This window comes from Streptomyces sp. DSM 106670, from assembly GCF_055792845.1.
On record NZ_CM147704.1, the window covers coordinates 5,140,918 to 5,165,192 of the forward strand.

23 protein-coding genes are annotated in these 24,275 nt (G+C 71.6%); 11 read left to right on the forward strand and 12 right to left on the reverse strand.

Features of this window, described 5'->3' with window-relative positions:
• Positions 1–17: 17 nt before the first annotated feature.
• The gene (locus ACSMXR_RS22930) at positions 18–737 is read right to left on the reverse strand and encodes a TetR/AcrR family transcriptional regulator (RefSeq protein ID WP_137232441.1); all 720 of its coding nucleotides are present in this window, start codon (positions 735–737) and stop codon (positions 18–20) included.
• Positions 738–866: 129 nt separating this feature from the next.
• Here ACSMXR_RS22930 and ACSMXR_RS22935 point away from each other — a divergent pair, with 129 nt between their 5' ends.
• The 3 genes from ACSMXR_RS22935 (at position 867) to ACSMXR_RS22945 (ending at position 3,667) form a co-directional block, all read left to right on the forward strand.
• Positions 867–2,330, forward strand: a complete 1,464-nt coding sequence (locus tag ACSMXR_RS22935) for an MFS transporter (RefSeq protein WP_376186888.1) — start codon at positions 867–869, stop codon at positions 2,328–2,330.
• A gap of 116 nt (positions 2,331–2,446) precedes the next feature.
• Positions 2,447–2,911, forward strand: coding sequence for a VOC family protein (locus tag ACSMXR_RS22940; RefSeq protein WP_103509682.1), 465 nt, complete (start codon positions 2,447–2,449; stop codon positions 2,909–2,911).
• A 27-nt stretch (positions 2,912–2,938) separates the two neighbouring features.
• Positions 2,939–3,667 carry a hypothetical protein gene (locus tag ACSMXR_RS22945; RefSeq protein WP_473169803.1) on the forward strand — a complete coding sequence of 243 codons (729 nt, stop codon included), beginning with the start codon at positions 2,939–2,941 and terminating at the stop codon, positions 3,665–3,667.
• Positions 3,668–3,859: 192 nt separating this feature from the next.
• Here ACSMXR_RS22945 and ACSMXR_RS22950 read toward each other — a convergent pair whose 3' ends face one another.
• Complete coding sequence (locus tag ACSMXR_RS22950; RefSeq protein WP_473169804.1) at positions 3,860–5,083, reverse strand: THUMP-like domain-containing protein; 1,224 nt, start codon at positions 5,081–5,083, stop codon at positions 3,860–3,862.
• Between the two features lie 132 nt (positions 5,084–5,215).
• Here ACSMXR_RS22950 and ACSMXR_RS22955 point away from each other — a divergent pair, with 132 nt between their 5' ends.
• Entirely contained in the window at positions 5,216–6,139 is a 924-nt protein-coding gene (locus ACSMXR_RS22955; protein ID WP_473169805.1) for a polysaccharide deacetylase family protein, read from the forward strand.
• A gap of 38 nt (positions 6,140–6,177) precedes the next feature.
• Here the strand turns inward: ACSMXR_RS22955 and ACSMXR_RS22960 are convergent, their stop codons facing one another.
• Positions 6,178–6,663, reverse strand: a complete 486-nt coding sequence (locus ACSMXR_RS22960; protein ID WP_473169806.1) for a DUF6234 family protein — start codon at positions 6,661–6,663, stop codon at positions 6,178–6,180.
• Between the two features lie 290 nt (positions 6,664–6,953).
• Between ACSMXR_RS22960 and groES the strand changes: the two genes are divergently transcribed.
• Both groES and groL read left to right on the forward strand, forming a co-directional pair.
• Positions 6,954–7,262, forward strand: a complete 309-nt coding sequence (gene groES / locus ACSMXR_RS22965; protein ID WP_030084405.1) for a co-chaperone GroES — start codon at positions 6,954–6,956, stop codon at positions 7,260–7,262.
• A gap of 97 nt (positions 7,263–7,359) precedes the next feature.
• Complete coding sequence (groL, locus tag ACSMXR_RS22970; protein WP_103509686.1) at positions 7,360–8,985, forward strand: chaperonin GroEL; 1,626 nt, start codon at positions 7,360–7,362, stop codon at positions 8,983–8,985.
• Positions 8,986–9,066: 81 nt separating this feature from the next.
• Here the strand turns inward: groL and ACSMXR_RS22975 are convergent, their stop codons facing one another.
• The 8 genes from ACSMXR_RS22975 to ACSMXR_RS23010 all read right to left on the reverse strand — a co-directional run bounded on the left by ACSMXR_RS22975 (position 9,067) and on the right by ACSMXR_RS23010 (position 17,828).
• On the reverse strand, positions 9,067–10,053 hold the full coding sequence (locus ACSMXR_RS22975) for a hydroxyacid dehydrogenase (protein ID WP_381792132.1): 987 nt from the start codon (positions 10,051–10,053) through the stop codon (positions 9,067–9,069).
• Between the two features lie 26 nt (positions 10,054–10,079).
• Entirely contained in the window at positions 10,080–10,922 is an 843-nt protein-coding gene (locus ACSMXR_RS22980) for a carbohydrate ABC transporter permease (RefSeq protein ID WP_218525054.1), read from the reverse strand.
• The gene (locus ACSMXR_RS22985) at positions 10,919–11,854 is read right to left on the reverse strand and encodes a carbohydrate ABC transporter permease (protein WP_364888851.1); all 936 of its coding nucleotides are present in this window, start codon (positions 11,852–11,854) and stop codon (positions 10,919–10,921) included. Before ACSMXR_RS22985 ends, ACSMXR_RS22980 begins: the two co-directional genes overlap by 4 nt.
• Positions 11,851–13,179 carry an ABC transporter substrate-binding protein gene (locus tag ACSMXR_RS22990; protein WP_218525052.1) on the reverse strand — a complete coding sequence of 443 codons (1,329 nt, stop codon included), beginning with the start codon at positions 13,177–13,179 and terminating at the stop codon, positions 11,851–11,853. Before ACSMXR_RS22990 ends, ACSMXR_RS22985 begins: the two co-directional genes overlap by 4 nt.
• A gap of 128 nt (positions 13,180–13,307) precedes the next feature.
• Positions 13,308–14,432, reverse strand: coding sequence for a substrate-binding domain-containing protein (locus ACSMXR_RS22995; protein ID WP_381790330.1), 1,125 nt, complete (start codon positions 14,430–14,432; stop codon positions 13,308–13,310).
• A gap of 159 nt (positions 14,433–14,591) precedes the next feature.
• The gene (locus ACSMXR_RS23000) at positions 14,592–15,365 is read right to left on the reverse strand and encodes an SDR family NAD(P)-dependent oxidoreductase (RefSeq protein ID WP_137232431.1); all 774 of its coding nucleotides are present in this window, start codon (positions 15,363–15,365) and stop codon (positions 14,592–14,594) included.
• A 76-nt stretch (positions 15,366–15,441) separates the two neighbouring features.
• Positions 15,442–16,980, reverse strand: coding sequence for an outer membrane protein assembly factor BamB family protein (locus ACSMXR_RS23005; protein ID WP_473169807.1), 1,539 nt, complete (start codon positions 16,978–16,980; stop codon positions 15,442–15,444).
• Positions 16,981–17,159: 179 nt separating this feature from the next.
• Entirely contained in the window at positions 17,160–17,828 is a 669-nt protein-coding gene (locus tag ACSMXR_RS23010) for an MOSC domain-containing protein (RefSeq protein WP_218525048.1), read from the reverse strand.
• A gap of 81 nt (positions 17,829–17,909) precedes the next feature.
• Between ACSMXR_RS23010 and ACSMXR_RS23015 the strand changes: the two genes are divergently transcribed.
• Positions 17,910–18,800, forward strand: a complete 891-nt coding sequence (locus tag ACSMXR_RS23015) for a LysR family transcriptional regulator (protein ID WP_030084425.1) — start codon at positions 17,910–17,912, stop codon at positions 18,798–18,800.
• A 139-nt stretch (positions 18,801–18,939) separates the two neighbouring features.
• On the opposite strand, the gene ACSMXR_RS23020 is transcribed toward ACSMXR_RS23015, so the two are convergent.
• On the reverse strand, positions 18,940–19,275 hold the full coding sequence (locus tag ACSMXR_RS23020; RefSeq protein ID WP_103536351.1) for a WhiB family transcriptional regulator: 336 nt from the start codon (positions 19,273–19,275) through the stop codon (positions 18,940–18,942).
• Positions 19,276–19,728: 453 nt separating this feature from the next.
• Here ACSMXR_RS23020 and ACSMXR_RS23025 point away from each other — a divergent pair, with 453 nt between their 5' ends.
• From ACSMXR_RS23025 to ACSMXR_RS23040, 4 genes are all read left to right on the forward strand, one after another.
• Entirely contained in the window at positions 19,729–20,340 is a 612-nt protein-coding gene (locus ACSMXR_RS23025; RefSeq protein ID WP_003948568.1) for a response regulator transcription factor, read from the forward strand.
• Between the two features lie 279 nt (positions 20,341–20,619).
• The gene (locus tag ACSMXR_RS23030) at positions 20,620–21,195 is read left to right on the forward strand and encodes a sigma-70 family RNA polymerase sigma factor (RefSeq protein ID WP_030084428.1); all 576 of its coding nucleotides are present in this window, start codon (positions 20,620–20,622) and stop codon (positions 21,193–21,195) included.
• 139 nt (positions 21,196–21,334) lie between these two features.
• Positions 21,335–22,837 carry an IMP dehydrogenase gene (gene guaB / locus ACSMXR_RS23035; protein ID WP_030084431.1) on the forward strand — a complete coding sequence of 501 codons (1,503 nt, stop codon included), beginning with the start codon at positions 21,335–21,337 and terminating at the stop codon, positions 22,835–22,837.
• A 265-nt stretch (positions 22,838–23,102) separates the two neighbouring features.
• Positions 23,103–24,227, forward strand: coding sequence for a GuaB3 family IMP dehydrogenase-related protein (locus tag ACSMXR_RS23040; RefSeq protein WP_137232429.1), 1,125 nt, complete (start codon positions 23,103–23,105; stop codon positions 24,225–24,227).
• Positions 24,228–24,275 lie beyond the last annotated feature (48 nt).

A 24,275-nucleotide genomic window follows, 5' to 3' on the forward strand; every position in this document is an offset into this window, starting at 1 on the left:
GGAGCCCGCCGGGGGCCTCAGGCTCCCGCGCCCCGGGTTCCGCGCCGGATCAGGCCGTCCACGATCGCGTCCAGCTCCTCGACGGTCTCGTAGTCGGCGGCGTACTCCCGCCAGCGGTCCTTGACCCCGGTGAGCCGGGGCAGCTCCGCCGCGTCCTCCTCGGTGATCATCTCCGGGAAGAACTCCCGGCGCGAGGGGTTCTCCGCCCGGCGGGCCGCCGCCCTGCGGAAGACCAGGTCGCCGTAGACGTAACTCCAGATCGTCCGGTACGCCCGCACCGAGCGGGCCGGTGAGAGGCCGCAGGCGAGCGCGCAGTCGACGATCTCCTCCACCATCCACAGGGCGTTGCGGTCGGTCAGCTCGCCCAGCGCCAGGACGTCCAGCACCCAGGGGATCCGGCCGATGATGTCGTGCATGTGCGCGGCCACCGCCACGATCCGCTCGCGCGGGTCCTCGGGCAGCTCCGGGCGCGGGAACGCCGCCGCCGTGCCGGACAGGGTGAGCATCAGCAGCTCGTCCTTGTCCTGCACGTAGTGGTAGAGCGCCATCGGCGTACTGCCCAGCTCCTTCGCCACCCGCCGCATGGACAGCGCGGCCACGCCCTCCTCCTCGACGATGCGGCGCGCGGTGGCGACCATCACGGCCGGGTCCAGCCGCCGGGGCCGCCCCACTGGCCGCCCGGACGCCCCGGTCTTCTTCTTCGTGGTCTTCTTCTCGGTCTTCTCGCTGCCTGACACCTGGGCATTCTCCCCTCACGGCTCCCTCTCCGTACCGGCGCGTCTATTTTCTATACGTGTATGGTAATTCTCGATCGAGGGACACACCGAGAAACACATCGGGAAACACATCGTGGGGAAGGGGACGTCATGGGCGGGACGACGAAGGAACCGGGCGCGGGGGAGCGGCACGCGCGATGGCTGCTGGTGGTGGCGCTCACCGTGCAGTTCCTGGTGTCGCTGGACATGTCGGTGGTGAACGTCGCGCTGCCCGACATCCGCAGCGACCTCGGCTTCGGCGGTGACGGGCTGCTGTGGGTCGTGAACGCCTACGCCCTCGCCTTCGGCGGGCTCCTCATGCTCGGCGGCCGGCTCGCCGACCTGGCTGGCCCCCGCCGCGTCCTGACGGCGGGTCTGGTCCTGTTCGGACTGGCCAGCCTGGCGGGCGGTCTCGCCTGGTCGCCCGGTTCGCTGGTGGCGGCGCGCGCGGTGCAGGGCGTCGGCGCGGCGGCCCTCGCCCCGGTGGCGTTCGCCCTGATCACCCTCGCCTTCCCGGCCGGGCCCGCCCGGTCCAGGGCGCTCGGACTGTGGGGCATGGCGGGCGCGGCGGGCGGCGCGGTCGGGGTGCTGGCGGGCGGCGTGCTCACCGACGCGACCGGCTGGCGGTCCGTGATGCTGGTCAACGTGCCGATCGTCGCCTTCGCCCTGGCCGCCGCCGCGCGCACCGGCTCCGTCGGCGGGCAGCGGCGGACCGGGGCCCGGCTGGACGTCGCCGGGGCGCTGCTGGCCACGGCCGGGACGACGCTGCTGGTCCTCGGACTGGTGCGGACCTCGGACCACGGCTGGTCCTCGGCGACCACGCTCGCCTCCCTCGGCGCGGCGGTCGTCCTGCTGGCCGCCTTCGTCGCCGTCGAACTGCGGACCGCCTCCCCGCTGCTCCGGCCCGGCCTGCTGAAGGGGCGGCCGGTGCTGACCGCGAACCTGTTCTGTCTGCTGCTCGCCTCGGCCCAGTTCGGCGCGTTCTACTTCGTCTCGCTCTACATGCAGCTGGTCCTCGGATTCGGGCCGACCGCCGCCGGGTTCGCGTTCCTGCCCTTCTGCGTGGGCGTCGTCGCGGGCTCGGTCCTCGCCACCCGCGCGGTCGCCGTGCTCGGCATCCGGCGGCTGATGACGGTGGGCGCGACGCTGGCCGCGCTCGGGATGGGCTGGTTCGCGGCGACCGCCACGGTCGACGGCGGCTTCCTCGTCTCCATCCTCGGCCCGTCGCTGGTCTGCTCCTTCGGGATCGGCCTGTGCTTCGTCCCGCTCGGCACGGCCGCGACGACCGATGTGGCCCCCGGCGAGACCGGCATGGCCTCCGGGCTGCTCAACAGCTCGCGGCAGGTCGGCGGCTCGCTCGGCCTCGCGGTCCTGGTCACCATCGCCGCCCAGGTCACCGGCGGCTCCACCGGTCTCACCGAGCTGTCCTCGGGGTACGCGGCCGCCTTCTGGGCCGCCGCGGGCCTGCTGGCGGCGGCCGCGCTGGCGGCGTACGTCCTGCTGCCGGCGGAGCGCCGGACCGGGGCGGCGGGCCCGGCGGCCGTGGAGCCGGACAGCGGCGCGGCCGCCCGCTGAGCCCGTACGGGTGCGGGTCCGGGCGGGTCCGATGAGTTCGGGCGGCGGGCCGGGTCTACCTTCCACGACGTCCGGGCCGCCCGGCCCGGACGGGTGGACGGCCCGAGGAGCAGACCATGCAGAAGATCACCCCCTGTCTCTGGTACGACGGCCAGGCCAAGGAGGCGGCCGAGCACTACGTCGCGATCTTCGGCGGCGACTCCCGGATCGGGGACATCACCTATTACGGCGAAGAGGCCCCCGGCAGGACGGGTTCCGTGCTCACCGTCGACTTCCGGCTCGCGGGCCAGGACTTCATCGGGCTCAACGGCGGACCGCAGTTCCCGTTCACCGAGGCGATCTCGCTCTCCGTCGACTGCGCCGACCAGGCCGAGGTGGACCGGTTCTGGGCGGCGCTCTCGGAGGGCGGCGAGGAGGGGCCGTGCGGCTGGGTCAAGGACAAGTTCGGGGTCTCCTGGCAGGTCGTCCCGAACGAGCTGCAACGGCTGGTCACCGGCCCGGACAAGGAGCGGGCGCAACGTGTCGTCAAGGCCATGCTCGGCATGGGCAAGCTGGACGTCCAGGCGCTGCGCGACGCCTGACCGCATCGCGTCGGTAGTGTTCTGCGCATGCCACGCCGTGCCCCGCTGCCGCCCCCTCCGCCGCCCGCCGAGATCCGCTCCTGGCCCGACCGCGAGGCGATGCTCGCCGACCGGGCGGTGGTCCTGGGCGAGCTGGTGAAGATGCACGTGGGGCCGGGGCGGCTGGGGCTGCTGTGGATGTGGGCGGCGCTCGCCGCGATCGGCTGGAGCCTGGTGGGCACCGGGATCGTCATGTTCGAGCAGGCGATCGACCTGGTCGACTTCGTCAGCGTCATCGGCGGCGCCGTCAGCCTGGTCATCGGTGCGGCGGTCCTGATCCCGGCCGTCGTCTTCCTCTGCGTCGGCGTCTCCCGGGACCGGAAGGTCCGCACGCTGCTCACCGCCTGGGGCGCGCTGGCGCGCGACCCGGAACGCGACCGGCGGCTGCGGCTGCCCGGGACGAGCCTCACCTGGCTGCTGCTGTCGTTCGGCCTGGGCGCGGTGGGGCTGGCCCTGTGCGTCATCGGGCCCGCGAGCGCCCGGCCCGGCCGGGACACGTACGGGCTGGTCGCCCTGATGATGGGCCTCGGCATGGTCGCCTGGCTGACCGCGCTGATCGGCGCGGTCACGGCCCTGGCGCACCGCCGCTGGGTGGTGGGCGTCCTGATGGGCAGCGGGGCGGAGTCCAACCCCGGGGGTGCGGGGTCGGCGGCCGCGCCGGAGTCCGGGCCCGAACGCCCGCCCTATGTCCGCACCGGCGGGCCCGGCCACCGCTGATCCAGCCCGTCCGGCGTTTGAGGACGGAACCCTTCGCCTGGTGGGCGAGCCCCTTACGGGCCCCGTGGCAGGGGAGACCCTTGTCCGCACCCGGGACGTGCTCGACGGTTCCGTCCTCAAACGCCGGACGGGCTGGGTGGGCCCGCCGGACGGGCCGGGTGGGTCCGCCGGGCGGCGGTCGAAGCGCCCGGCTCACCCCAGCGGGTGGCCGATCAGCATCGTCGGAGCCCCCGCCACCCGGGTCAGGAACACCGTCACCGCGTTCGGTCCGGCGAGCTTCATCCGGCGGCGCAGCTCCTCCGGCTCGACCGCCGAACCGCGCTTCTTGACGGTCAGTACGCCGACCTCCCGCTCCCGCAGCAGCGCCTTCAGCTTCTTCATGTTGAAGGGCAGCCGGTCGGTGATCTCGTACCCGGCGACGTACGGGGAGGAGTACGGCTCGTCGCTCGTGACGTACGCGATCGTCTCGTCCATCAGCCGCCCGCCGCACCGCTCCACGATGTCGGCGACCAGATGGGCCCGGATCACCGCGCCGTCCGGCTCGTACAGATAGCGCCCGACCGGGCCCACCGGCGGGGCGGGCAGCGGGGCCGGGGCGGTCAGGGTCGCCCCGGAGGGCAGCAGCGTGGCCCGGAACGCACCGGGCGCGAAGCCCTCCCCGTACCAGAGCACCGCCTCCTTCACATCGCCGCCGTCCGAGATCCACTCGGCCTCCGCCTCCGGGCCGATCGCCTCGTGCGGGATGCCCGGGGCGATCTTCAGCGCCGCCCTCGGAGCCTTCAGCGCGGCGGCCGTCGCCCAGGACAGCGGCGGTGAGTACGCCTCCGGATCGAAGATCCTGCCCCGGCCGCCGCGCCGGGCCGGGTCCACGAAGACCGCGTCGTACGGGGCGGTGTCGATCTCCGTGACATCGGCGCACCGCACCTCGATCAGCCCGGCAAGGCCGAGCGCCTCGGCGTTGGCGCGGGCCACCTCGGCGGTCAGCGGGTCGCGGTCCACGGCCAGTACGGAGATCCCGGCGCGGGCCAGCGCGATCGCGTCGCCGCCGATGCCGCAGCACAGGTCGGCCACGCTCCGCACGCCGAGCCCGGCGAACCGGGCGGCGCGGTGGGCGGCGACCGAGGTGCGGGTGGCCTGCTCGACGCCGTTGGGCGTGAAGTACATCCGGTGGGCGTCCTCGGCCCCGAACTTCGCCACCGCCCGCTGCCGCAGCCGGGCCTGGCCGAGCGCCGCCGACACCAGCTCCGCCGGGTGCGTACGGCGCAGCCGGGTCGCGGTGGCCAGCTCGTCGGCGGGGTCGTGGTCGCGCAGAGCGGCCAGCAGCCGCTCGCCCTCGGGGGTGCGCAGCGCGGCGAAGGCGGCGCGCGCGGGGTCGTCGGACGGGGCGGCGGGGGTCGATGCGTTCACCCGGTCCATTGTGGCCGGTGTCCCGGTGTGGGCCGGCCGGGGGACGGCGCCGGTCCGCTCGCGGTGTCGGGGCCGGAGACGGGGCGACGGCTGGCAGGATGCGGCGCCATGCAGCTAGTACGACAAAACGAAAAATCAGCCATGAAGCGGCACAGATCGGGCGTCGTCGTGCTGGCGGCCCTGCTGGCCGCCGCCGTCGCCTCCGGATGCGCGGCGGAGACGGGCGCCAGCGGTACGGGAGCCCCCGGCGGACCCGCGAAGCCCGCCGCCGGCCAGCAGGGCGAGGCCGCCCCGCAGGCCGGTCCGGCCCGCGCCCTCGACACCTACGCGGAGGCGCTCAGGAAGAAGCAGGCCGCCCGGGCCGTCGCCGCGAAGAAGTGGGGCCTCGCCAAGACCCCGCTCGCGGCCCCCGAGCCGCCGAAGACGAAGCCGGTCATCACCACCCGCAAGGGCTTCGAGGTCCGGGACGACAAGGGGCTGCCGCCCGTCTTCACCACCGTCCCCACCAAGGAGAAGATCGTCTTCCTGACGATGGACGACGGGGCGGAGAAGGACCCCGAGCTGCTGCGGATGATGACCGAACTCTCCATCCCGTACAGCGCGTTCCTCAGCGACTACGTCACCAGCGACGACTACGGCTACTTCAAGAAGATGCAGCAGCGCGGGGTGACCATCAGCAACCACACCCTCAACCACCGCTATCTGCCCGGCCTCTCCTACGCCGAGCAGAAGCGGGAGATCTGCGGCCAGCAGGAGAAGATCCTCAAGCACTACGGGAAGCGGCCGACCCTCTTCCGCCCGCCCTACGGCAACTACAACCGCGACACGCTCGTCATCGCCAAGTCCTGCGGGATCACCGCCGTACCGCTGTGGTCCTCCGAGGCCTTCCCCGACCACATGGAGTGGCGCGAGTGGGACCGGGACCTGCACCCCGGCGACATCGTCCTCACCCACTTCCGGGGCAAGGGGGACTGGAAGGGCTCGATGCCCGACATGATCCGCCGGGTCATGAAGACCATCACGGACAAGGGGTACGCGGTGGCGAAGCTGGAGGACTACGTCTGACCGGAGCCCTTCCCCGCACACCGGCCGCGAATGCGCGCTCAGCCTCCGCTGCGCGCGCATTCGTCGTTGCCGCCGCCGCTGCGGCAGGGCGGGGAGTTCCAGGTGGGAGCCGGTTCCGGAGCCTCCCGGCCGCTTCCCTGCACGGCGGACGCCAGGACCGTGACGCCCAGCGCCACCGCGACCACCACCTGCGTCCCGCCGGACCAGTACCACCCGCTCCGCAGCAGCCCCACGGCGACGCAGGCGACCAGGAGGGTCAGGACGACCAGAACGACGATCGGCGTCCAGTCCGTGCCTGGGTCCGCGGGCGGAGGCGCGGACACCTTGCCCTCGGCCGCCCCGCGCGACCGCGCCAGGCCCCGCAGCCCCAGCCACAGCGCCAGCAGCGCACCGAGCGCCACCTCCGCGACCACCAGCAGCAGGCCCGCCAGCAGATCCGCGCACCCGCCCGGCTCCGGCGACTGCCGCCGCGATGCGGCTCTCTCGGCGGGGCGTCCCGGCAGGCGGCTCTCGGCAGGCGTCATCTCCGTACCGTCGTACGGAACACCGCGCTCCGTCCCCACGTTGTCCGGACGGTGACCCGACGGAGCCCTGATCGAGCCTCGATCGGGACGGCGCGAGGGTGGTGAATTGGCACTCCGCTTGACCGAGTGCTAATCGCGGTCATAGTCTCGGGTCTGGCACTCCCCACTGGAGAGTGCCAGCACCACCTTTGCGCGACAGGGCAGGTCCGGCACCCGCGACGACGGATCGGTCTGGTCGCCGCCCACAGACTGTTAAACCCCGTGAGATCTCCGAAGGGGGAGACCGGATCGTGTCGACCACCAGCTCCAAGGTTGCGATCAAGCCGCTCGAGGACCGCATTGTGGTCCAGCCGCTCGACGCCGAGCAGACCACGGCTTCCGGCCTGGTCATTCCGGACACCGCGAAGGAGAAGCCCCAGGAGGGCGTCGTCCTCGCCGTGGGCCCGGGCCGCTTCGAGAACGGCGAGCGGCTTCCGCTCGACGTCAAGACCGGCGACGTCGTCCTGTACAGCAAGTACGGCGGCACCGAGGTGAAGTACAGCGGCGAGGAGTACCTCGTCCTCTCGGCCCGCGACGTCCTCGCGATCGTCGAGAAGTAACTCACCCACGTTTGCTTGTGTTCTGCGCCCCTGGCCCCCTGCGAAATAACTAGCCGGGCGGCGAGGGGCGCAGTTCATTTTGAGAGGGATACAGCCCATGGCGAAGATTCTGAAGTTCGACGAGGACGCCCGTCGCGCCCTTGAGCGCGGCGTCAACAAGCTTGCCGACACGGTCAAGGTGACGATCGGCCCCAAGGGCCGCAACGTCGTCATCGACAAGAAGTTCGGCGCTCCCACCATCACCAACGACGGTGTCACCATCGCGCGCGAGGTCGAGCTCGACGACCCGTACGAGAACCTCGGTGCCCAGCTCGTCAAGGAGGTGGCGACCAAGACCAACGACGTAGCGGGTGACGGCACCACCACCGCGACCGTCCTGGCCCAGGCGCTCGTCCGCGAGGGTCTGCGCAACGTCGCCGCCGGCGCCTCCCCGGCCGCCCTGAAGAAGGGCATCGACGCCGCCGTCAAGGCCGTGTCCGAGGAGCTCCTCTCCACGGCCCGCCCGATCGACGACAAGTCCGACATCGCCGCCGTGGCCGCGCTCTCCGCGCAGGACACCCAGGTCGGCGAGCTCATCGCGGACGCGATGGACAAGGTCGGCAAGGACGGTGTCATCACCGTCGAGGAGTCCAACACCTTCGGTCTGGACCTGGAGTTCACCGAGGGCATGGCCTTCGACAAGGGCTACCTGTCCCCGTACATGGTGTCCGACCAGGAGCGTATGGAGGCCGTCCTCGACGACCCGTACATCCTGATCCACCAGGGCAAGATCGGCTCGATCCAGGAGCTGCTGCCGCTCCTGGAGAAGGTCATCCAGGCCGGCGCCTCCAAGCCGCTCCTGATCATCGCCGAGGACGTCGAGGGCGAGGCGCTCTCCACTCTCGTCGTCAACAAGATCCGTGGCACCTTCAACGCCGTCGCGGTGAAGGCCCCGGGCTTCGGCGACCGCCGCAAGGCCATGCTCGGCGACATCGCCACCCTCACCGGTGCGACCGTCATCGCCGAGGAGGTCGGCCTCAAGCTCGACCAGGCCGGTCTGGACGTGCTCGGCACCGCCCGCCGCGTCACCGTCTCCAAGGACGACACGACCATCGTCGACGGCGGTGGCAACACCGAGGACGTCAAGGGCCGCGTCAACCAGATCAAGGCCGAGATCGAGTCCACGGACTCCGACTGGGACCGCGAGAAGCTCCAGGAGCGCCTCGCGAAGCTGGCCGGCGGCGTGTGCGTCATCCGCGTCGGCGCCGCCACCGAGGTGGAGCTCAAGGAGAAGAAGCACCGCCTCGAGGACGCCATCTCCGCCACCCGCGCCGCGGTCGAGGAGGGCATCGTCTCCGGCGGTGGCTCCGCCCTCGTCCACGCCGTGAAGGTCCTGGAGGGCAACCTCGGCAAGACCGGCGACGAGGCCACCGGTGTCGCGGTCGTCCGCCGCGCCGCCGTCGAGCCGCTGCGCTGGATCGCCGAGAACGCCGGCCTGGAGGGTTACGTCATCACCTCCAAGGTCTCCGAGCTCGACAAGGGCCAGGGCTTCAACGCCGCCACCGGCGAGTACGGCGACCTGGTCAAGGCCGGCGTCATCGACCCGGTCAAGGTCACCCGCTCCGCCCTGGAGAACGCCGCGTCCATCGCGTCGCTGCTGCTCACGACCGAGACCCTGGTCGTCGAGAAGCCGGCCGAGGAAGAGGCCGACGCCGGTCACGGCGGCCACGGCCACTCCCACTAGTACGGCCCCGTACCTTCCGGTACGGCCGAGGCCCGGTACCCCCGTCGCTGGGGCACCGGGCCTCGGTGCGTTCCGGGCGGCCTACGCCCTGCGCGCCAGGTCGTCCGGGGTGACCGGGTCCGCGAACGGCAGCCCGCTCGCGTACCGCGCCACCTCGTCCAGCGCGCAGTCCGCCAGCCGGTGGATCTCGTCGCCCAGCGAACCCGCGACATGCGGTGTCAGCAGCACGTTCGGCAGGTCGTACAGCGGCGATCCGGGCGGCGGAACCTCCGGCTCCGTCACATCGAGCACCGCGTTCAGCCGCCCCGACACCAGCTCCGGCAGCAGCGCGTCCTCGTCGATCAGCGAACCGCGCGAGGTGTTGATCAGCGTCGTCCCGTCCGCCATCGCCGCGAGCTGGGCGGCACCGATCAGATGCCGGGTCGCGGGCAGCTCCGGCGCGTGGACCGAGACGATCCGGCTCCGGGCACAGAGCTCGTCCAGGCCCGCCTTCGCCGCGCCGAGCCGTGCCGCCGCCCCCGCGTCCACGTACGGATCGAAGAGCAGCACGTCCAGGTCGAACGGGCGCAGCAGCTCGATCACCCGGCGGCCGATCCGCGAGGCGCCCACGATGCCCACGCACCGCCGGTAGTTGCCGTGCCCCGCCAGCTCCGCCCGCCAGTCGTGCGGGGCGCGCAGCCGCCGGTAGCGGTGGGCGGCGGGCAGCACGTTCTTCCCGGCGAACAGGATCGCGGCCAGCGTGTACTCCGCGACCGGCAGCGCGTTGGCCCCGGCCGCCGAGGTGACCCGGATGCCCCGCTCCCAGCAGGCCGGGGTGATGTGGTGCTTGACGCTTCCCGCCGCGTGGACGACGGCCCGCAGCCGGGGTGCGGCGGCGAGGACGCCGGCGGTCAGCGGGGGCGCGCCCCAGCAGGTGATGAGCAGCTCCGCCCCGGCGAGCGCGGCCGCCACCTCGGGTTCCGGGTCGGTCAGCCGGTGCGCGACGAGCGCCGGGTCGGTGTCCACGAGCGCGGTGAGCCGCTCCCGTTGTACGGGGGTGAAGAGGCGGTCCGCGATGCCGGGGCCCATGGCGAGGAGGGCGGTGGGGGTGGGTGTCACTTCAGGCTCCCTGCGGTCAGGCCCGCCTTCCAGTGCCGCTGGAGCAGGACGAAGGCGATGATCAGCGGCGTGACGGCGAGGAGCGAGCCGGTCACGACCATCGGGTAGAACGCCGGGTCGGCGTTGGCGTTGCTGTGCCAGTTGTAGAGGCCCAGGCTCAGCGGATAGAGGTCCTTGTCCGAGAGCATCACCAGCGGCAGGAAGAAGTTGTTCCAGATCGCGGTGAACTGGAAGAGGAACACCGTCACGAACCCCGGCATCACCATCCGCAGGCCGACCGACCAGAAGGCGCGCAGCTCACCGGCCCCGTCGATCCGGGCGGCCTCCAGGACCTCGTCGGGTATGTAGCCCGCGCTGAAGATCCGGGACAGATACACGCCGAACGGGTTGACCAGCGCCGGGATCAGCACCGCCCAGTAGGTGTTGACGGTGCCGGTCTCGACCGCCAGCAGATACAGCGGCAGGGAGAGGGCGGTGGAGGGCAGCAGCACACCCAGCAGCACCAGGGCGAACAGCTTCTCCTTGCCCCGGAAGCGGTATTTGTCGAAGGCGTACCCGGCGGCGACGCTGACCAGCGAGCAGCCGAGCGCCCCGACGCCCGCGTACAGCAGCGAGTTGCCGTACCACCGGAAGTAGATGCCGTCCTGGTAGGACGTCAGCTCGGAGAGATTGTGTCCGAGGTCGAAGCCCTCGAAGGAGAGGACATCGCCGCCCAGCAGATTCCCGGCGTCCTTGGTGGCCGCCGTCAGCAGCCAGATCAGCGGGAACAGCGTGTACACGGCGGCGATCAGCAGGACGACGTTGACCGCCGTCTTCGACAGCCATCGGCCGGAGGTCATCGGCGTGCCTCCTTCCTGCGGTTGGCGAAGCGCGTGACGACGAAGGACAGGGCGGCGGCGACCAGGGCGATCAGGACGGACGCGGCGGCGGCGAGACCGTAGTCGTTGCGTTCGAAGGCGGCGCTGTACGCGTACATGTTCGGGGTCCAGGTACTGGTCACCGCCGAGCCCGAGCCACGGCTGAGGATCAGCGGTTCGGTGAACAGCTGGAGCGAACCGATGATCGTGAAGAGCAGGACCATCACCAGCGACGAGCGGATCAGCGGGAGCTTGATGGAGAAGGCGATCCGCCAGTTGCCCGCGCCGTCCACGGTCGCGGCCTCCAGCAGCGAGCGGTCCACGGCCTGGAGGGCGGCGTAGAAGATCACCACGTTGTAGCCGAGCCACTGCCACAGCGCGATGTTCACGATGGAGGGCAGCGTGCCCTCGGAGGAGAAGAAGTCGAAGCCGAAACCCCCGGCCTCCATGGCGGCGACGACCGGGCTGAGCTGCGGGGTGTAGAGGTAGATCCAGATCAGCGCGGCGATCAGGCCGGGGATGGCGTGCGGCAGGAACAGCGCCAGCTGGAAGAAGCGGCGGGCGCGGGCCAGCGCGGTGTCCAGCAGCAGCGCCAGCACGATCGCGCCGCCGCCCATCAGCGGGATGTAGAACGCGCAGTAGCCGAGCAGTACCCAGAAGCCGTCGCGGAACGCCTGGTCGCCCAGGGCCGTCGCGTAGTTGCCGAGCCCGTCGAAGACGGTACGGGGACCGTCGAAGCCCAGGCCGGACTGTTTCTCGGTGAAGAGGCTGAGCCAGAGCGCGTAGCCGACCGGGACGATCATCGCCACGGTGAACAGCGCGAAGAAGGGGGCCAGGAGCGTGCCCGCCGCCAGCCGGGTCCGGGCACGTGAGCCGATGACCTTCGGGGGGCGTCCCCCGGCGTCGCCGTTCATGAGCCCTCCGCCACCTTCAGGCCGCGCTTCCTCAGGTCGGCGACGGTGGCCTCATGGGCGCGCCTGAGCGCGCGCGGCAGCGTCGAGCCGCCGCCGACGACCTCGCCCAGCTCGTCGCCCAGCGCGGAGTTGGTCGCCCCCGGGCTCGGGCCCCACACCCAGTCGGGCCCGATGGACCTGCCCGCCTCCTCGAACAGCCCGTACAGGTCCTGACCGCCGTAGAAGCCCGTGTCGAAGGCCTTCCTCGCGATCGGCACCATGGCGGGGGAGGCGGGCAGGGCGCTCGATGTGCTCGCCCCGATCCGGGCGTTGATGGCGTCCTCGTGCGTCGACATCCACAGCGCGAACTCGACGGCGGCCGCCGTCCTGGTGCTGCCCTTGCTGACGGCGAACGTGGAACCGCCGATCATCCCGCTGGCCGGCCGGTCCGCCTCCTGGCTCGGCAGCCGTACCGCCGCCCACTTGCCCTTCTGCTCGGGCACGATGCCCGCGAGCACGCCCGCGCTCCAGGACGCCCCGAGGTAGCCGACGGTGGTGCCCTGCTTGAGGGAGCCGGTCCACTCGGGGCTGAACGAGGAGGCGGTGGAGACGAGCCGGTCGTCGATCAGGCCCTGCCAGTACGCGGCGGTGCGCTCGGAGGCGGGGTCGGTGGTGTCGATCCGCCAGGCGTCCGTCCCGGCCCGGAACCACTGCGCGCCCGCCTGCCACGCCATGGCCTGGAAGAACGTCGGGTCGTCGGGGAAGAAGGTGGCGATCCGGGTCTTCGGGGCGGCCTTCTTCACCTGCTCCGCCGCGACCCGGAAGTCGTCCCAGGTGGCGGGCGGTTCGATGGAGTGCTCGGTGAAGAAGTCCTTGCGGTAGTAGAAGATCTGCGGCGCGGCGTCGAAGGGGACGGCCCAGTTCTTGCCGCCGAGCGTCGTCATCTCGATCGTCTGCGGCAGGAACTTCTTCTTGACGTCCTCGGTCAGATAGGGGCTGATGTCCTGCAGCGACCCCTGGCTGACGAACGCGGACAGCTGCGGATACTCGATGGAGAGCAGATCGGGGGCGATGCCCGCCTTCACCGCGTTGGCGATCTTGGGGTAGCCGCCGAGACCGCCCGAGGGTATCTCCTCGAACTTCACCCGGATCGTGTCGTGGGTGGCGTTGAACGCGTCCACGACCTCCTGGGACCCCTTCGTCCACGCCCAGAAGGACACGGTCACCGGGTCGTCGGCGGTACCTCGGGCGCGGGAGTCGTCGGCGCCGCCGCACGCCGTGACGACGGCGAGAGCGGTGGCGGCGCCGACCAGCGCATGGACGGGACGGGACCAACTGCGGCTCACGGCATGGCTCCTGTACGGGCGGACGGTACGAGCTGGGTAGCCGCGATATTTCGATTCCGCCTGAGCGAAGTCAAGAGCGAAAGATTGAATGATCGAATAATGATCGATCCGGGAAGGGGTGAAGAGGGTCAGACCGCCGCAAGACGGTCGGCGTCGCCCGCCCCCGGCCGCCCGCAGGACTCCCGCACCCGCAGCGCCGGCAGCAGCGCCACCCGCCGCCGGGGCGAAGGCCCGTCCCCGCCCGGATACCGGGGCCCGGCCAGCCGCTCCACCAGCAGCTCCGCCGCGCTGCGCCCCACCTCCCGCTTGGGCGGGGCCACCGCGCTCAGCGGGGTGTCGGCCAGCGCCGCCACCTCGTCGTCGTACGTGATCAGCGCCAGGTCCCCGGGGACCCGCACCCCCAGCTCGGCCAGCCGGCGCACCAGCCGGATGGCCTCCTCGTCGTTGTGGACCAGCACCGAGCTCGCCCGCCCCTCGCGCACCGCGGACCGCACCGCCTGCGCCGACCGCTCGAAGAGCGCCGGATCACGGTCGGCGGAGACCGTCGCGATCAGCGGTTCCGTCCCGGCGAGGCCCAGCGCGGCCAGCGCCCGCGTGAACCCGGCCCGTACCGCCAGGGCCGTCGGGCTGTCCGAACGGGCCACCAGCATCGGCGTCCCGTGCCCCAGCCGCACCAGGTGCCGAACGGCGAGCAGCACCCCGTGCGCATGGTCCGAGCCCACCTGGTCCAGGCCCTCCAACGGGCTGCCGGGCGCGCCCTTCCGCTCCACCAGCACCTTCTCGCCCGGCAGCCGGGCTATCCACTCGCCGTACCGCTCCGGGTGGTCCGGCTCCGTCCAGCTCGGCGCCAGCAGCAGCCCCTGCGCCCCGGCCGCCAGCAGCCCGGCCGCGTGCGCGGCGTCGTCCTCGGGGCGGTAGTCGGTGACCCGTAGGATCAGCCGCGCGCCGAGCCGGGCGGCCGCCTCGTGGGCGCCCCGGATCACCTCGGCGAAGTAGTAGGCGGCGGCCGGGGCCAGCATCCCGATCACCGGGCCGCCGCCCGCCGGCGTACCGGCCGGGCCCCGGTCGGCGGGCCAGGACACCGAACCGTGCGCCCGCTCCAGCAGCCCCCGGGAGGCCAGCGCCTCGACATCGCGCCGGGCGGTGACCGTGGCGACGCCGAGCCGGTCCGCCAGATCGGAGACCCGTACGGTGCCGCGCTCGCGCACCAGGTTCAGCAGCCGGTCATGACGTTCAGCAGCACCTTCGCGCACGGAGACAGCCCCCTGGAGCAGAATGATCGAACCCTGAGCAACGGGCGATCATTCGATCACAGGGCGGCCGGACGCGGGAGGGGCGGGACCCACCCGTACCGCGCGTACCGGGGCGGCCGGACGCGGGAGGGGCGGAGCGACTCCCGTACCGCTCCTGCCCTACTGCGGGCCGTACTTGCGCCCCGTCCGCGAGGTCACCCCGCCGAGCAGCCCGCGCGGGGTCACCTTGACCAGCCCCATCAGCGCCTTGTAGCGCGGGTCCGGGATCGACACCGTCTTGCCCTTGGCCAGATCCGCCAGCGCCGAGGACACCAGCTTGTCCGCGTCCAGCCACATCCAGTTCGGGATGTTGTCCGTGCCCATCCCGGCCCGCTCGTGGAACTCCGTCCGTACGAACCCGGGGCACAGCACCATCAGCCGCACCCCCGAACCGGCCAGATCCCGCGCCGCGCCCTGGGTGAACTGCACGACCCACGACTTCGACGCCCCGTACGTACCGCGCGGCACGAACGCGGCGACGGACGCCACGTTGACGACCCCGCCCCGGCCCCGCTCCCGCATCCCGGCGACGGCCGCCGAGGTCAGCCGCAGCACCGCCTCGCAGTGCACCTTCAGCATCGTCAGCTCATCGGCCATGGACACCTCAAGGAAGCGCCCCTTGTTGCCGAACCCGGCGTTGTTGACCAGCAGATCGATCGGATGCGTGCGCTCCGCGAGCCGCTTCTCGACCGCCTCGATCCCGCCGTCCGTGGACAGGTCGGCGCTCAGCACCTCGGCCTCGATGCCGTGCCGGTCGTGCAGCTCCGTGGCCTGCTCGCGCAGCCGTGCGGTGTCCCGCGCCACCAGCACCAGATTGTGCCCCTGGGCCGCGAGCCGCCGCGCGAACGCGGCCCCGATACCCGCCGTCGCGCCCGTGATCAGTGCAGTCGTCATACGCGGCACGTTAGTGCCCCGCCCGGCCCGGGACGACACCCGCCCGGCCCGGCCGGGGGAGACCCCGCGGTCCGGGTCAGGGCGACCCCGGGGCGAAGGACAGCATGCGGGCCTCGCGCACGGGTTCGCGGTCCTCGTCGCCGCTCATGTGCGTCGAGGTCAGGACGAGCCGACCGTCGACGTAGGCCGTGTGCCCCATGGACATCTCGTACTCCCACTTCGCGGTCGCCACCGGGTGCTTCACGACGTTCGTCTCCGTGCCGGCACCGCGCGGGCCCATCAGGAAGGTCCGGCCCGGGCTGCTCGGTCCGGCCGCCTCGTAGATGAGCATCGACGTGCCGCCCTCCGCGCGCAGCGGATAGAGCCTCCGGAGCCGGTTGTCCTTGATCCCCCACAGGAACTTCCCGGTCTTCACGTCGTACGCGCCGACCTGGTCCTGGCCGCCCAGCATGATGAGGCCCTTGTCGACCGAGGCGCCCCGGCAGGGCTGGATCTCACCGCCCGACCCGGTTCCGGCGCACTCCTCGAAGCCCTTGTCCCGGGCGTCGAAGGTGACACGGTGCTTGCCCTTGGGGTCCAGGACCGTGATCCGCCAGTCGGACGTGGTGTCCTTGTCGTTGTAGATGGTGAAGACGACCGGATCCATGGAGATCAGACTGCCGAACCGCCAGCCGGTCTTCATCCGGTAACGCCACAGCACCTTGCCGGTGCCCGGGTCGAGTTCGCGCAGCTGGCCGTAGTTCTTGCCCCGCTCGACGGCGATCATGCACTCGGAGCTCACCAGGAGCCGGGCCGGGCCGCCCGCCACATCGTCGGGGACGCACTTGTCCTTGTTCTCCCGGGGGATCTCGTAGAGCTTGCTCCCGTCGGCCATCCGGTAGGTGATGGCCACCATGCCCCGGGCGACGGACAGGACATCGCCACTGATGGCGCTGTAGACGATGAACGCGCTCCGCTCGTCACCGGGCTCGTCGAGCTCCTTGTGCCACCCCTGCTTCCCCGTCTTCAGATCGATCATCTGCATCTGGTTGCAGAGATTGCTCCGCTCGTTGTCGGGCCGCTCGTTCCGGAAGACCACGACCTTGCCGTCGGGCGTCGGGTTGGCCGGTGTCTCGCACACGGCGGAAGGGAGCGTCACGGTCCAGACCTCGGCGCCGTCCGAGAGCCGGTAGGCGGTGACCTTCCGGTGCAGCGCCTGGACGGCGGTGTCACCGACGATCCACAGGTCATGGACGACGTTGATCTGCTTGGGCAGGTCGGTTTTGTCGTCGGCGATCCACGCCGCCGCCTCACCCGGCTTCCGTGCCGCCGCGACCTCTTCCGTCGTCGGAATGTGGCTCAGCTCCGGGGCGCCGGCCGCGGGCGTACCGGACGGGGACGCCGGTCCGGAAGGGCCGGGCGACTTCTTCGCCACGGGCTTCGTGGGCTCGTCCCGCCCCCGGTCGGTGATGGCGTACACCCCGCCCGCCACCACCACGAGCACCAGCGCGACGATCGCCGCGACGACCGGCCCCCGGCCGAACCATCGACGACGCGGCGGCGGGGGAGGAGGCGGTCCGTAGGCGTCAGCCGAGGCGTAGGGGTTGCCGGGAACGGGCTGCTGCGGGTCGGGCATGGTCTTCCCCCTGAGACGTGCCACGCGGCGCGAAAGCTGCTTCTCGGACGCAAGGTCCCTGGTGGTGGACGCGCCGCGGGCCGGTCCAGTTCCCGCTCAACGCCCCCGGACATCGCGAGGAGTGACGCCACGTCACCGAACCGGGGCGCCGTCCTCGTACGGGAGCGTCCCGCCCGGCCTCAGCCCTGCTGCGCGGCGTACTCCCGGGCCTTGCGCAGCGCCTCGGGGTGCAGCGCCTCCCCGGCGGCCAGCAGCAGGGGCAGCAGGGTGCGTTCGGTGGTCACGGCCCGGAACTGCAGGGCGGCGGTCACCTCGTGGCCGGGCCGGTGCACGATCTCGATGGAGTCGCCCGCGCGGACGGTCCCGGGCTCGATCACCCGCAGATACGCGCCGGTGACGCCCTGCTGGGTGAACCGCCGGACCCACCCCTTCTCGCCGAGATGGTGGGCGAAGGTCCGGCACGGAATGCGGCCCGAGGTCACCTCCAGCACCAGGTCCGCGCCCACCCGCCAGCGCTCGCCGATCAGTGCGCCGCTGACGTCGAGCCCCAGCGTCGTGAAGTTCTCGCCGAACGCGCCGTTGGCCAGTTTCCGGCCACCCAGCTCCCGCTCCCAGGCGTCCAGCTCCTCCCGGGCGAAGGCGTACACCGCCTGGTCGCTGCCGCCGTGATGGCGCAGGTCGCACACCGCGTCACCGGCGAGTCCGCTGCCGCCGACGCCCTTGGGACCGGGGTCGCCCACCTCGACCGGGCCCTCCACCGGTCGCTTGTCGATCCCGGTGAGCCCTCCGGGCCCGTCGGCCTGCGCGGAGTGGCGGGGTTGGCCGGTATTCACGGTCAGCAGCTTCATACGATCACGCTAGCCGCCCCCGATCCCAAAGGGCCACCTCATTAATTCGCCCCGCCTCCAAGATTTTCTTATGCTGGAGGGGTGATCGAAGCTCGCCACCTCCGTGTCCTGCGCGCCGTGTCCACCACCGGCTCGTTCTCCGCCGCCGCCCGCGAACTCGGCTGCACCCAGCCCGCCGTCAGCCAGCAGATGAAGGCCCTGGAAGCCTCCGCGGGCACCACGCTGCTGATCCGCACCGGACGCGAGATGCGCCTCACCCAGGCCGGCGAGGCGCTGGTGCGGCACGCCTCCGGCATCCTCGCGGGGCTGACCGCCGCCGAGGAGGAGGTGGCCGCCATCGCCGGACTGCGGGCCGGCCGGGTCCGGCTGGTCTCCTTCCCCAGCGGCAGCTCCACCCTGGTGCCGGGGGCGCTGGCCGCCCTGCGTGCCGAACACCCCGGGACCCGGGTGTCGCTCGTCGAGGCCGAGCCGCCGCGCTCGGTGGACCTGCTGCGCGAGGGCGACTGCGACATCGCGCTGGCGTTCCGTTACGGGGCGACCGGCGGCGAATGGGACGACCTGGTGGTCCGGCCGCTGCTCACCGACCGGCTGATCGGCCTGGTCCCGGACGGGCACCGGCTGGCCGGGGCGGCGAGCGTGTCCATCGGCGAGCTGGCCGAGGAGTCGTGGATCGCGGGCTGCCCGCGCTGCCGCCGGCAGCTGGTCGAGGTCTGCGAGGAGTCCGGGTTCACCCCGCGCATCGACTTCGCCACCGACGACTACCCGGCGGTGATGGGCCTCGTCGGGGCGGGGCTCGGGGTGGCGGTGCTGCCGGAGCTGGCCGTCGAGTCGGTACGCCCCAAGGGGGCCAGGGCGGTGCCGGTCGAGCCCGCGATCGAGCGGGAGATCGTCGCCCTGACCCTGCCGGACCTGGCCCGGGTCCCGGCGGTGGCGGCCACGCTGGACCAGCTGGCGCGGACGGCCGCGCGCTGAGACCGCGCGGGGCCGCGGCGCCCGCCGGGCCCCGCGGCCCACGGGCGGTGAGGGGTCCGGTCCCGCTGCGGCTGGTCGCGGGCCGGATGGCTGAAGGTGTCGAAGAAACGTTTCTGCGTTCAGTGACCGCGTACGGGTGTCAGGTGGCGCCGGGGCCGTTGGCGGAGGCCCCGGAGGGCGCCGCGGTGATCAGCCGGGTTCTGGCCCGGCCCATCAGCTCTTCGCGTTCGTCCTCCGTCAGGCCGCCCCACACTCCGTAGGGCTCCCTGACGGCCAGGGCGTGCGCCGCGCACTCGGCTCGTACCGGGCAGCGCATGCACACCTCCTTGGCGGAGGTCTCGCGGGCGCTCCGGGCGGCGCCGCGCTCACCCTCCGGATGGAAGAACAGGGAGCTGTCCACGCCTCGGCAGGCGGCGAGCAGCTGCCAGTCCCACAGGTCTGCGTTGGGTCCGGGAAGGCGGGAGAAATCTGCCATTGCTTGTCCCCTCGGAGCTGTGCTGCGTCGGAAGCGGCATCCTCGACCGTCTGTGATCGACGGCCTGCGGTGTTCGGACCGTCGGTGATCGGTGTGACCGAAGTCTCGACCGTACATCTACGGTGCTAGTAGATGTAAATATGACTGATTGCGAATCTAGCCACAGACACCCTCTAAAGGGAAGAAAAGCTGCCAAATAGGGCATGCCAGAGAGTGAAGATTCGGTTGACGGGTGAATCAACCGTGCCGTTCTCCTCCGTACACGGGCCTTCACGTAGAGTGCCGAACCCGACCGCCCGACCCGTAACTCTTTCGAGTGACCGTCGTTAAGAGAACGGATGCGGTTGACGGATATCCGGCTCGGGCACATGTCCGAGGGGGTCAACCGCACAGGTGACGACTTGTACCAGCCTGGAGGCTCAAGGTGACGCGCATCAGCTGCGGAGGACGGTCATGACATCCGTCCTCGTCTGCGACGACTCCCCGCTTGCCCGAGAAGCGCTCCGTCGCGCGGTGGCCACCGTGCCCGGCGTCGAGCGCGTGACGACGGCGGCCAACGGCGAGGAAGTCCTCCGCCGCTGGGGTGCCGATCGTTCGGATCTGATTCTGATGGACGTACGCATGCCCGGTCTGGGGGGTGTGGAGACGGTCCGGCGGCTGCTCTCCGCCGACCCCGGGGCCCGGATCATCATGCTGACCGTCGCCGAGGACCTGGACGGCGTCGCGCTCGCGGTCGCCGCCGGGGCCCGCGGGTATCTGCACAAGGACGCCTCGCGCGCCGAGCTGCGGGCCACCGTCACCCAGGCGCTGGCCGACCCGACGTGGCGGCTCGCCCCGCGCCGACTGCGGTCCGCCGAGATGGGGGCGGCCCCGACGCTCACCGCGCGCGAGATCCAGGTGCTCGAAGGCATGAGCCACGGCCGCTCCAACGCGGAGATCGGCCGTGAGCTGTTCCTCTCCGAGGACACGGTCAAGACCCATGCCCGACGCCTGTTCAAGAAGCTCGGGGCCTCGGACCGCGCCCATGCGGTGGCCCTCGGATTCCGCTGGGGCCTGGTCCGCTGACGACCGGCCCGGGCCGCGCCCCGTCCGCACACCGGCGGACGGGGTCACGGAGCGGGCCGCCGGTTCCACACCCCGTATCCGGGCGCCCGCACAGTGGTGCCATGTGACGCTTCCCGGCCGATGACGCATCCTTGAGTCGTGGAGTTCCTCAGGAACGATTCGGTCGAGCGGAAGGGGAGGGCGCAGGACATGACATCCGGCGCACCCGCTCATAACGCTTCGGTGCACAACTCGGGACGCGATGGAGCGGACCTGACGGCATCAGGGCACCATGGTCCGATGCGCGACGACGAAACCACGGTGATCGGTGCCCTCGTGCACCGGGCCGTCGACGGCGACGCGCAGGCCACCCATGATCTGCTGGCTCATGTACACCCCCTCGCCCTGCGCTACTGCCGCTCCCGGCTGAACCGCCTTCCCGGTGATGCTCGCCACTTCGTGGAGGACCTGGCGCAGGAGGTCTGCGTCGCGGTGCTGATGGCGCTGCCGCGCTACAAGGACACCGGCAGGCCCTTCGAAGCCTTCGTCTTCGCGATCGCCGGCCACAAGGTCGCCGACCTCCAGCGCGCCGCGATGCGCCACCCCGGGTCGACCGCCGTCCCCTCCGACGAGATGCCGGAGCGGCCCGACGACTCCCTCGGCCCGGAGGAGCGCGCCCTGCTCAGCAGCGATGCCGCCTGGGCCAAGAAGCTCCTCGCCAACCTCCCGGAGAACCAGCGCGAGCTGCTGGTCCTGCGGGTCGCGGTCGGGCTGACCGCGGAGGAGACCGGACAGATGCTCGGGATGTCGCCCGGTGCGGTCCGGGTCGCGCAGCACCGCGCGCTCAGCAGGCTCCGGGCGCTCGCGGAGCAGTAGCGACGCCCGTTCCGACCCTCGCCGGGGGCTCTGTAGGAAGCTACAGAACGGCCAAGTGATCTTGATCGTGGAATGAGACACCCGTGGAGCCCGTTAGCATGGACATCCGCACCGATCAAGGCCATTTGGGGAAGGTGTCATGACTGCAAACGTCGACGGAGTGCCCGAGAAATTCGCGACGCTCGGGTTGACCTACGACGACGTGCTGCTGTTGCCCGGCGCGTCCGAGGTCCTGCCCAACGCGGTCGACACCTCGACCCTCATCTCGCGCAACGTCCGGGTGAACATCCCCCTGCTGTCCGCCGCCATGGACAAGGTGACCGAGGCCCGCATGGCGATCGCCATGGCCCGTCAGGGCGGCGTCGGCGTGCTGCACCGCAATCTCTCGATCGAGGACCAGGTGAACCAGGTCGACCTGGTCAAGCGGTCCGAGTCCGGGATGGTCACCGACCCGATCACCGTGCACCCCGACGCCACGCTCGGCGAGGCGGACGCGCTCTGCGCGAAGTTCCGCATCAGCGGTGTCCCGGTCACCGACGCCGCGGGCAAGCTGCTCGGCATCGTCACCAACCGCGACATGGCCTTCGAGTCGGACCGTACGCGCCAGGTGCGCGAGGTCATGACGCCGATGCCGCTCGTCACCGGCAAGGTCGGCATCTCCGGCGTCGAGGCCATGGAGCTGCTGCGCCGCCACAAGATCGAGAAGCTGCCGCTGGTCGACGAGGCGGGGCTCCTCAAGGGCCTCATCACGGTCAAGGACTTCAAGAAGGCCGAGCAGTACCCGAACGCCGCCAAGGACGCCGAGGGCCGACTGCTCGTCGGCGCGGCCGTCGGCGCCAGCCCCGAGGCGCTGGAGCGCGCGCAGGCGCTCGCCTCCGCCGGGGTCGACTTCCTCATCGTCGACACCTCGCACGGCCACAACAGCAACGCCCTCGCCTGGATGGCGAAGATCAAGTCGAGCGTCGGCGTCGACGTCATCGGCGGCAACGTCGCCACCCGCGACGGCGCCCAGGCGCTGATCGACGCCGGTGTCGACGGCGTGAAGGTCGGCGTCGGACCCGGCTCGATCTGTACCACCCGCGTGGTCGCCGGCATCGGCGTCCCGCAGGTCACCGCGATCTACGAGGCCGCGCTCGCCGCCCGTGCCGCGGGCGTCCCGGTGATCGGCGACGGCGGCCTCCAGTACAGCGGCGACATCGGCAAGGCACTGGCCGCCGGCGCGGACAGCGTGATGCTGGGCAGCCTGCTGGCGGGCTGCGAGGAGTCGCCGGGCGAGCTGATGTTCATCAACGGCAAGCAGTTCAAGTCGTACCGCGGCATGGGCTCGCTGGGCGCGATGCAGTCCCGCGGCCAGGGCCGGTCGTACAGCAAGGACCGCTACTTCCAGGCCGAGGTCTCCTCGGACGACAAGCTCGTCCCCGAGGGCATCGAGGGCCAGGTGCCCTACCGAGGCCCGCTGGCCAACGTCCTCCACCAGCTCGTCGGCGGCCTGCGCCAGACCATGGGCTACGTCGGCGCCGCGTCCGTCGACCAGATGGAGAGCAAGGGCCGCTTCGTCCGGATCACCTCGGCGGGTCTCAAGGAGAGCCACCCGCACGACATCCAGATGACGGTAGAAGCACCGAACTACAGCAGGAAGTAACGCATCACCGCAGGTGAGGGGCGGACCGGAGTTCCCGGTACCGCCCCCAGGGCGCGCCCGGCGGATCAGGCCGGGGCCACGACGCCTGGCACGGCACCTCGCGGCGTTGCCGAAACGCCCGAATCGCTCCGCGATGAGGACGTTCCAGCGCCTTGCGATGCACCGCACCAGACGCCGCGGCCTGACCAGCCTGATCCGCCGGGCGCGCCCTGCTGTGCGTCGGGGATACTGGTCAGCGCAGACGTAGAGGGAAAGGCCACACATCGTGACTGAGATCGAGATCGGGCGCGGCAAGCGCGGCCGCCGGGCATACGCATTCGACGACATCGCCGTCGTTCCGAGCCGCCGCACCCGGGACCCGAAGGAGGTCTCGATCGCCTGGCAGATCGACGCCTACCGCTTCGAGCTGCCGTTCCTGGCCGCTCCCATGGACTCCGTGGTCTCCCCGCAGCACGCCATCCGGATCGGCGAGCTCGGCGGCCTGGGCGTGCTGAACCTGGAAGGCCTGTGGACCCGGCATGCCGACCCGCAGCCGCTGCTGGACGAGATCGCCGAGATGCCGGTCGAGTCCGCGACCCGCCGGCTCCAGGAGATCTACTCCGCCCCCATCCAGGAGGAGCTGATCGGGCAGCGCATCAAGGAGGTGCGCGACTCCGGCGTCGTCACCGCCGCCGCGCTCTCCCCGCAGCGCACCGCCCAGTTCTCCAAGGCGGTCGTCGACGCGGGCGTCGACATCTTCGTCATCCGCGGTACGACGGTCTCCGCCGAGCACGTCTCCGGCGCGGCCGAGCCGCTGAACCTGAAGCAGTTCATCTACGAGCTGGACGTCCCGGTCATCGTCGGCGGCTGCGCCACGTACACCGCCGCCCTGCACCTGATGCGGACCGGTGCGGCCGGTGTCCTCGTCGGCTTCGGCGGCGGCGCCGCGCACACCACGCGCAACGTCTTCGGCATCCAGGTCCCGATGGCCACCGCCGTCGCGGACGTCGCCGGCGCCCGCCGCGACTACATGGACGAGTCCGGCGGCCGGTACGTGCACGTCATCGCGGACGGCGGCGTCGGCTGGTCCGGCGACCTGCCGAAGGCCATCGCCTGCGGCGCCGACGCCGTGATGATGGGCTCCCCGCTGGCCCGCGCCACCGACGCGCCGGGCCGGGGCCGGCACTGGGGGATGGAGGCCGTCCACGAGGACGTGCCGCGCGGCAAGCTGGTCGACCTCGGTCCGGTCGGGACGACGGAGGAGGTCCTCACCGGCCCCTCGCACACCCCCGACGGCTCGATGAACATCTTCGGCGCCCTGCGCCGCGCGATGGCCACCACCGGCTACAGCGACCTCAAGGAGTTCCAGCGCGTCGAGGTGACGGTGGCGGACTCGCAGCACCGCCGCTGATCTCCCGTACGTACGGATACGGAAGGGCCCGGACCGTCACGGTCCGGG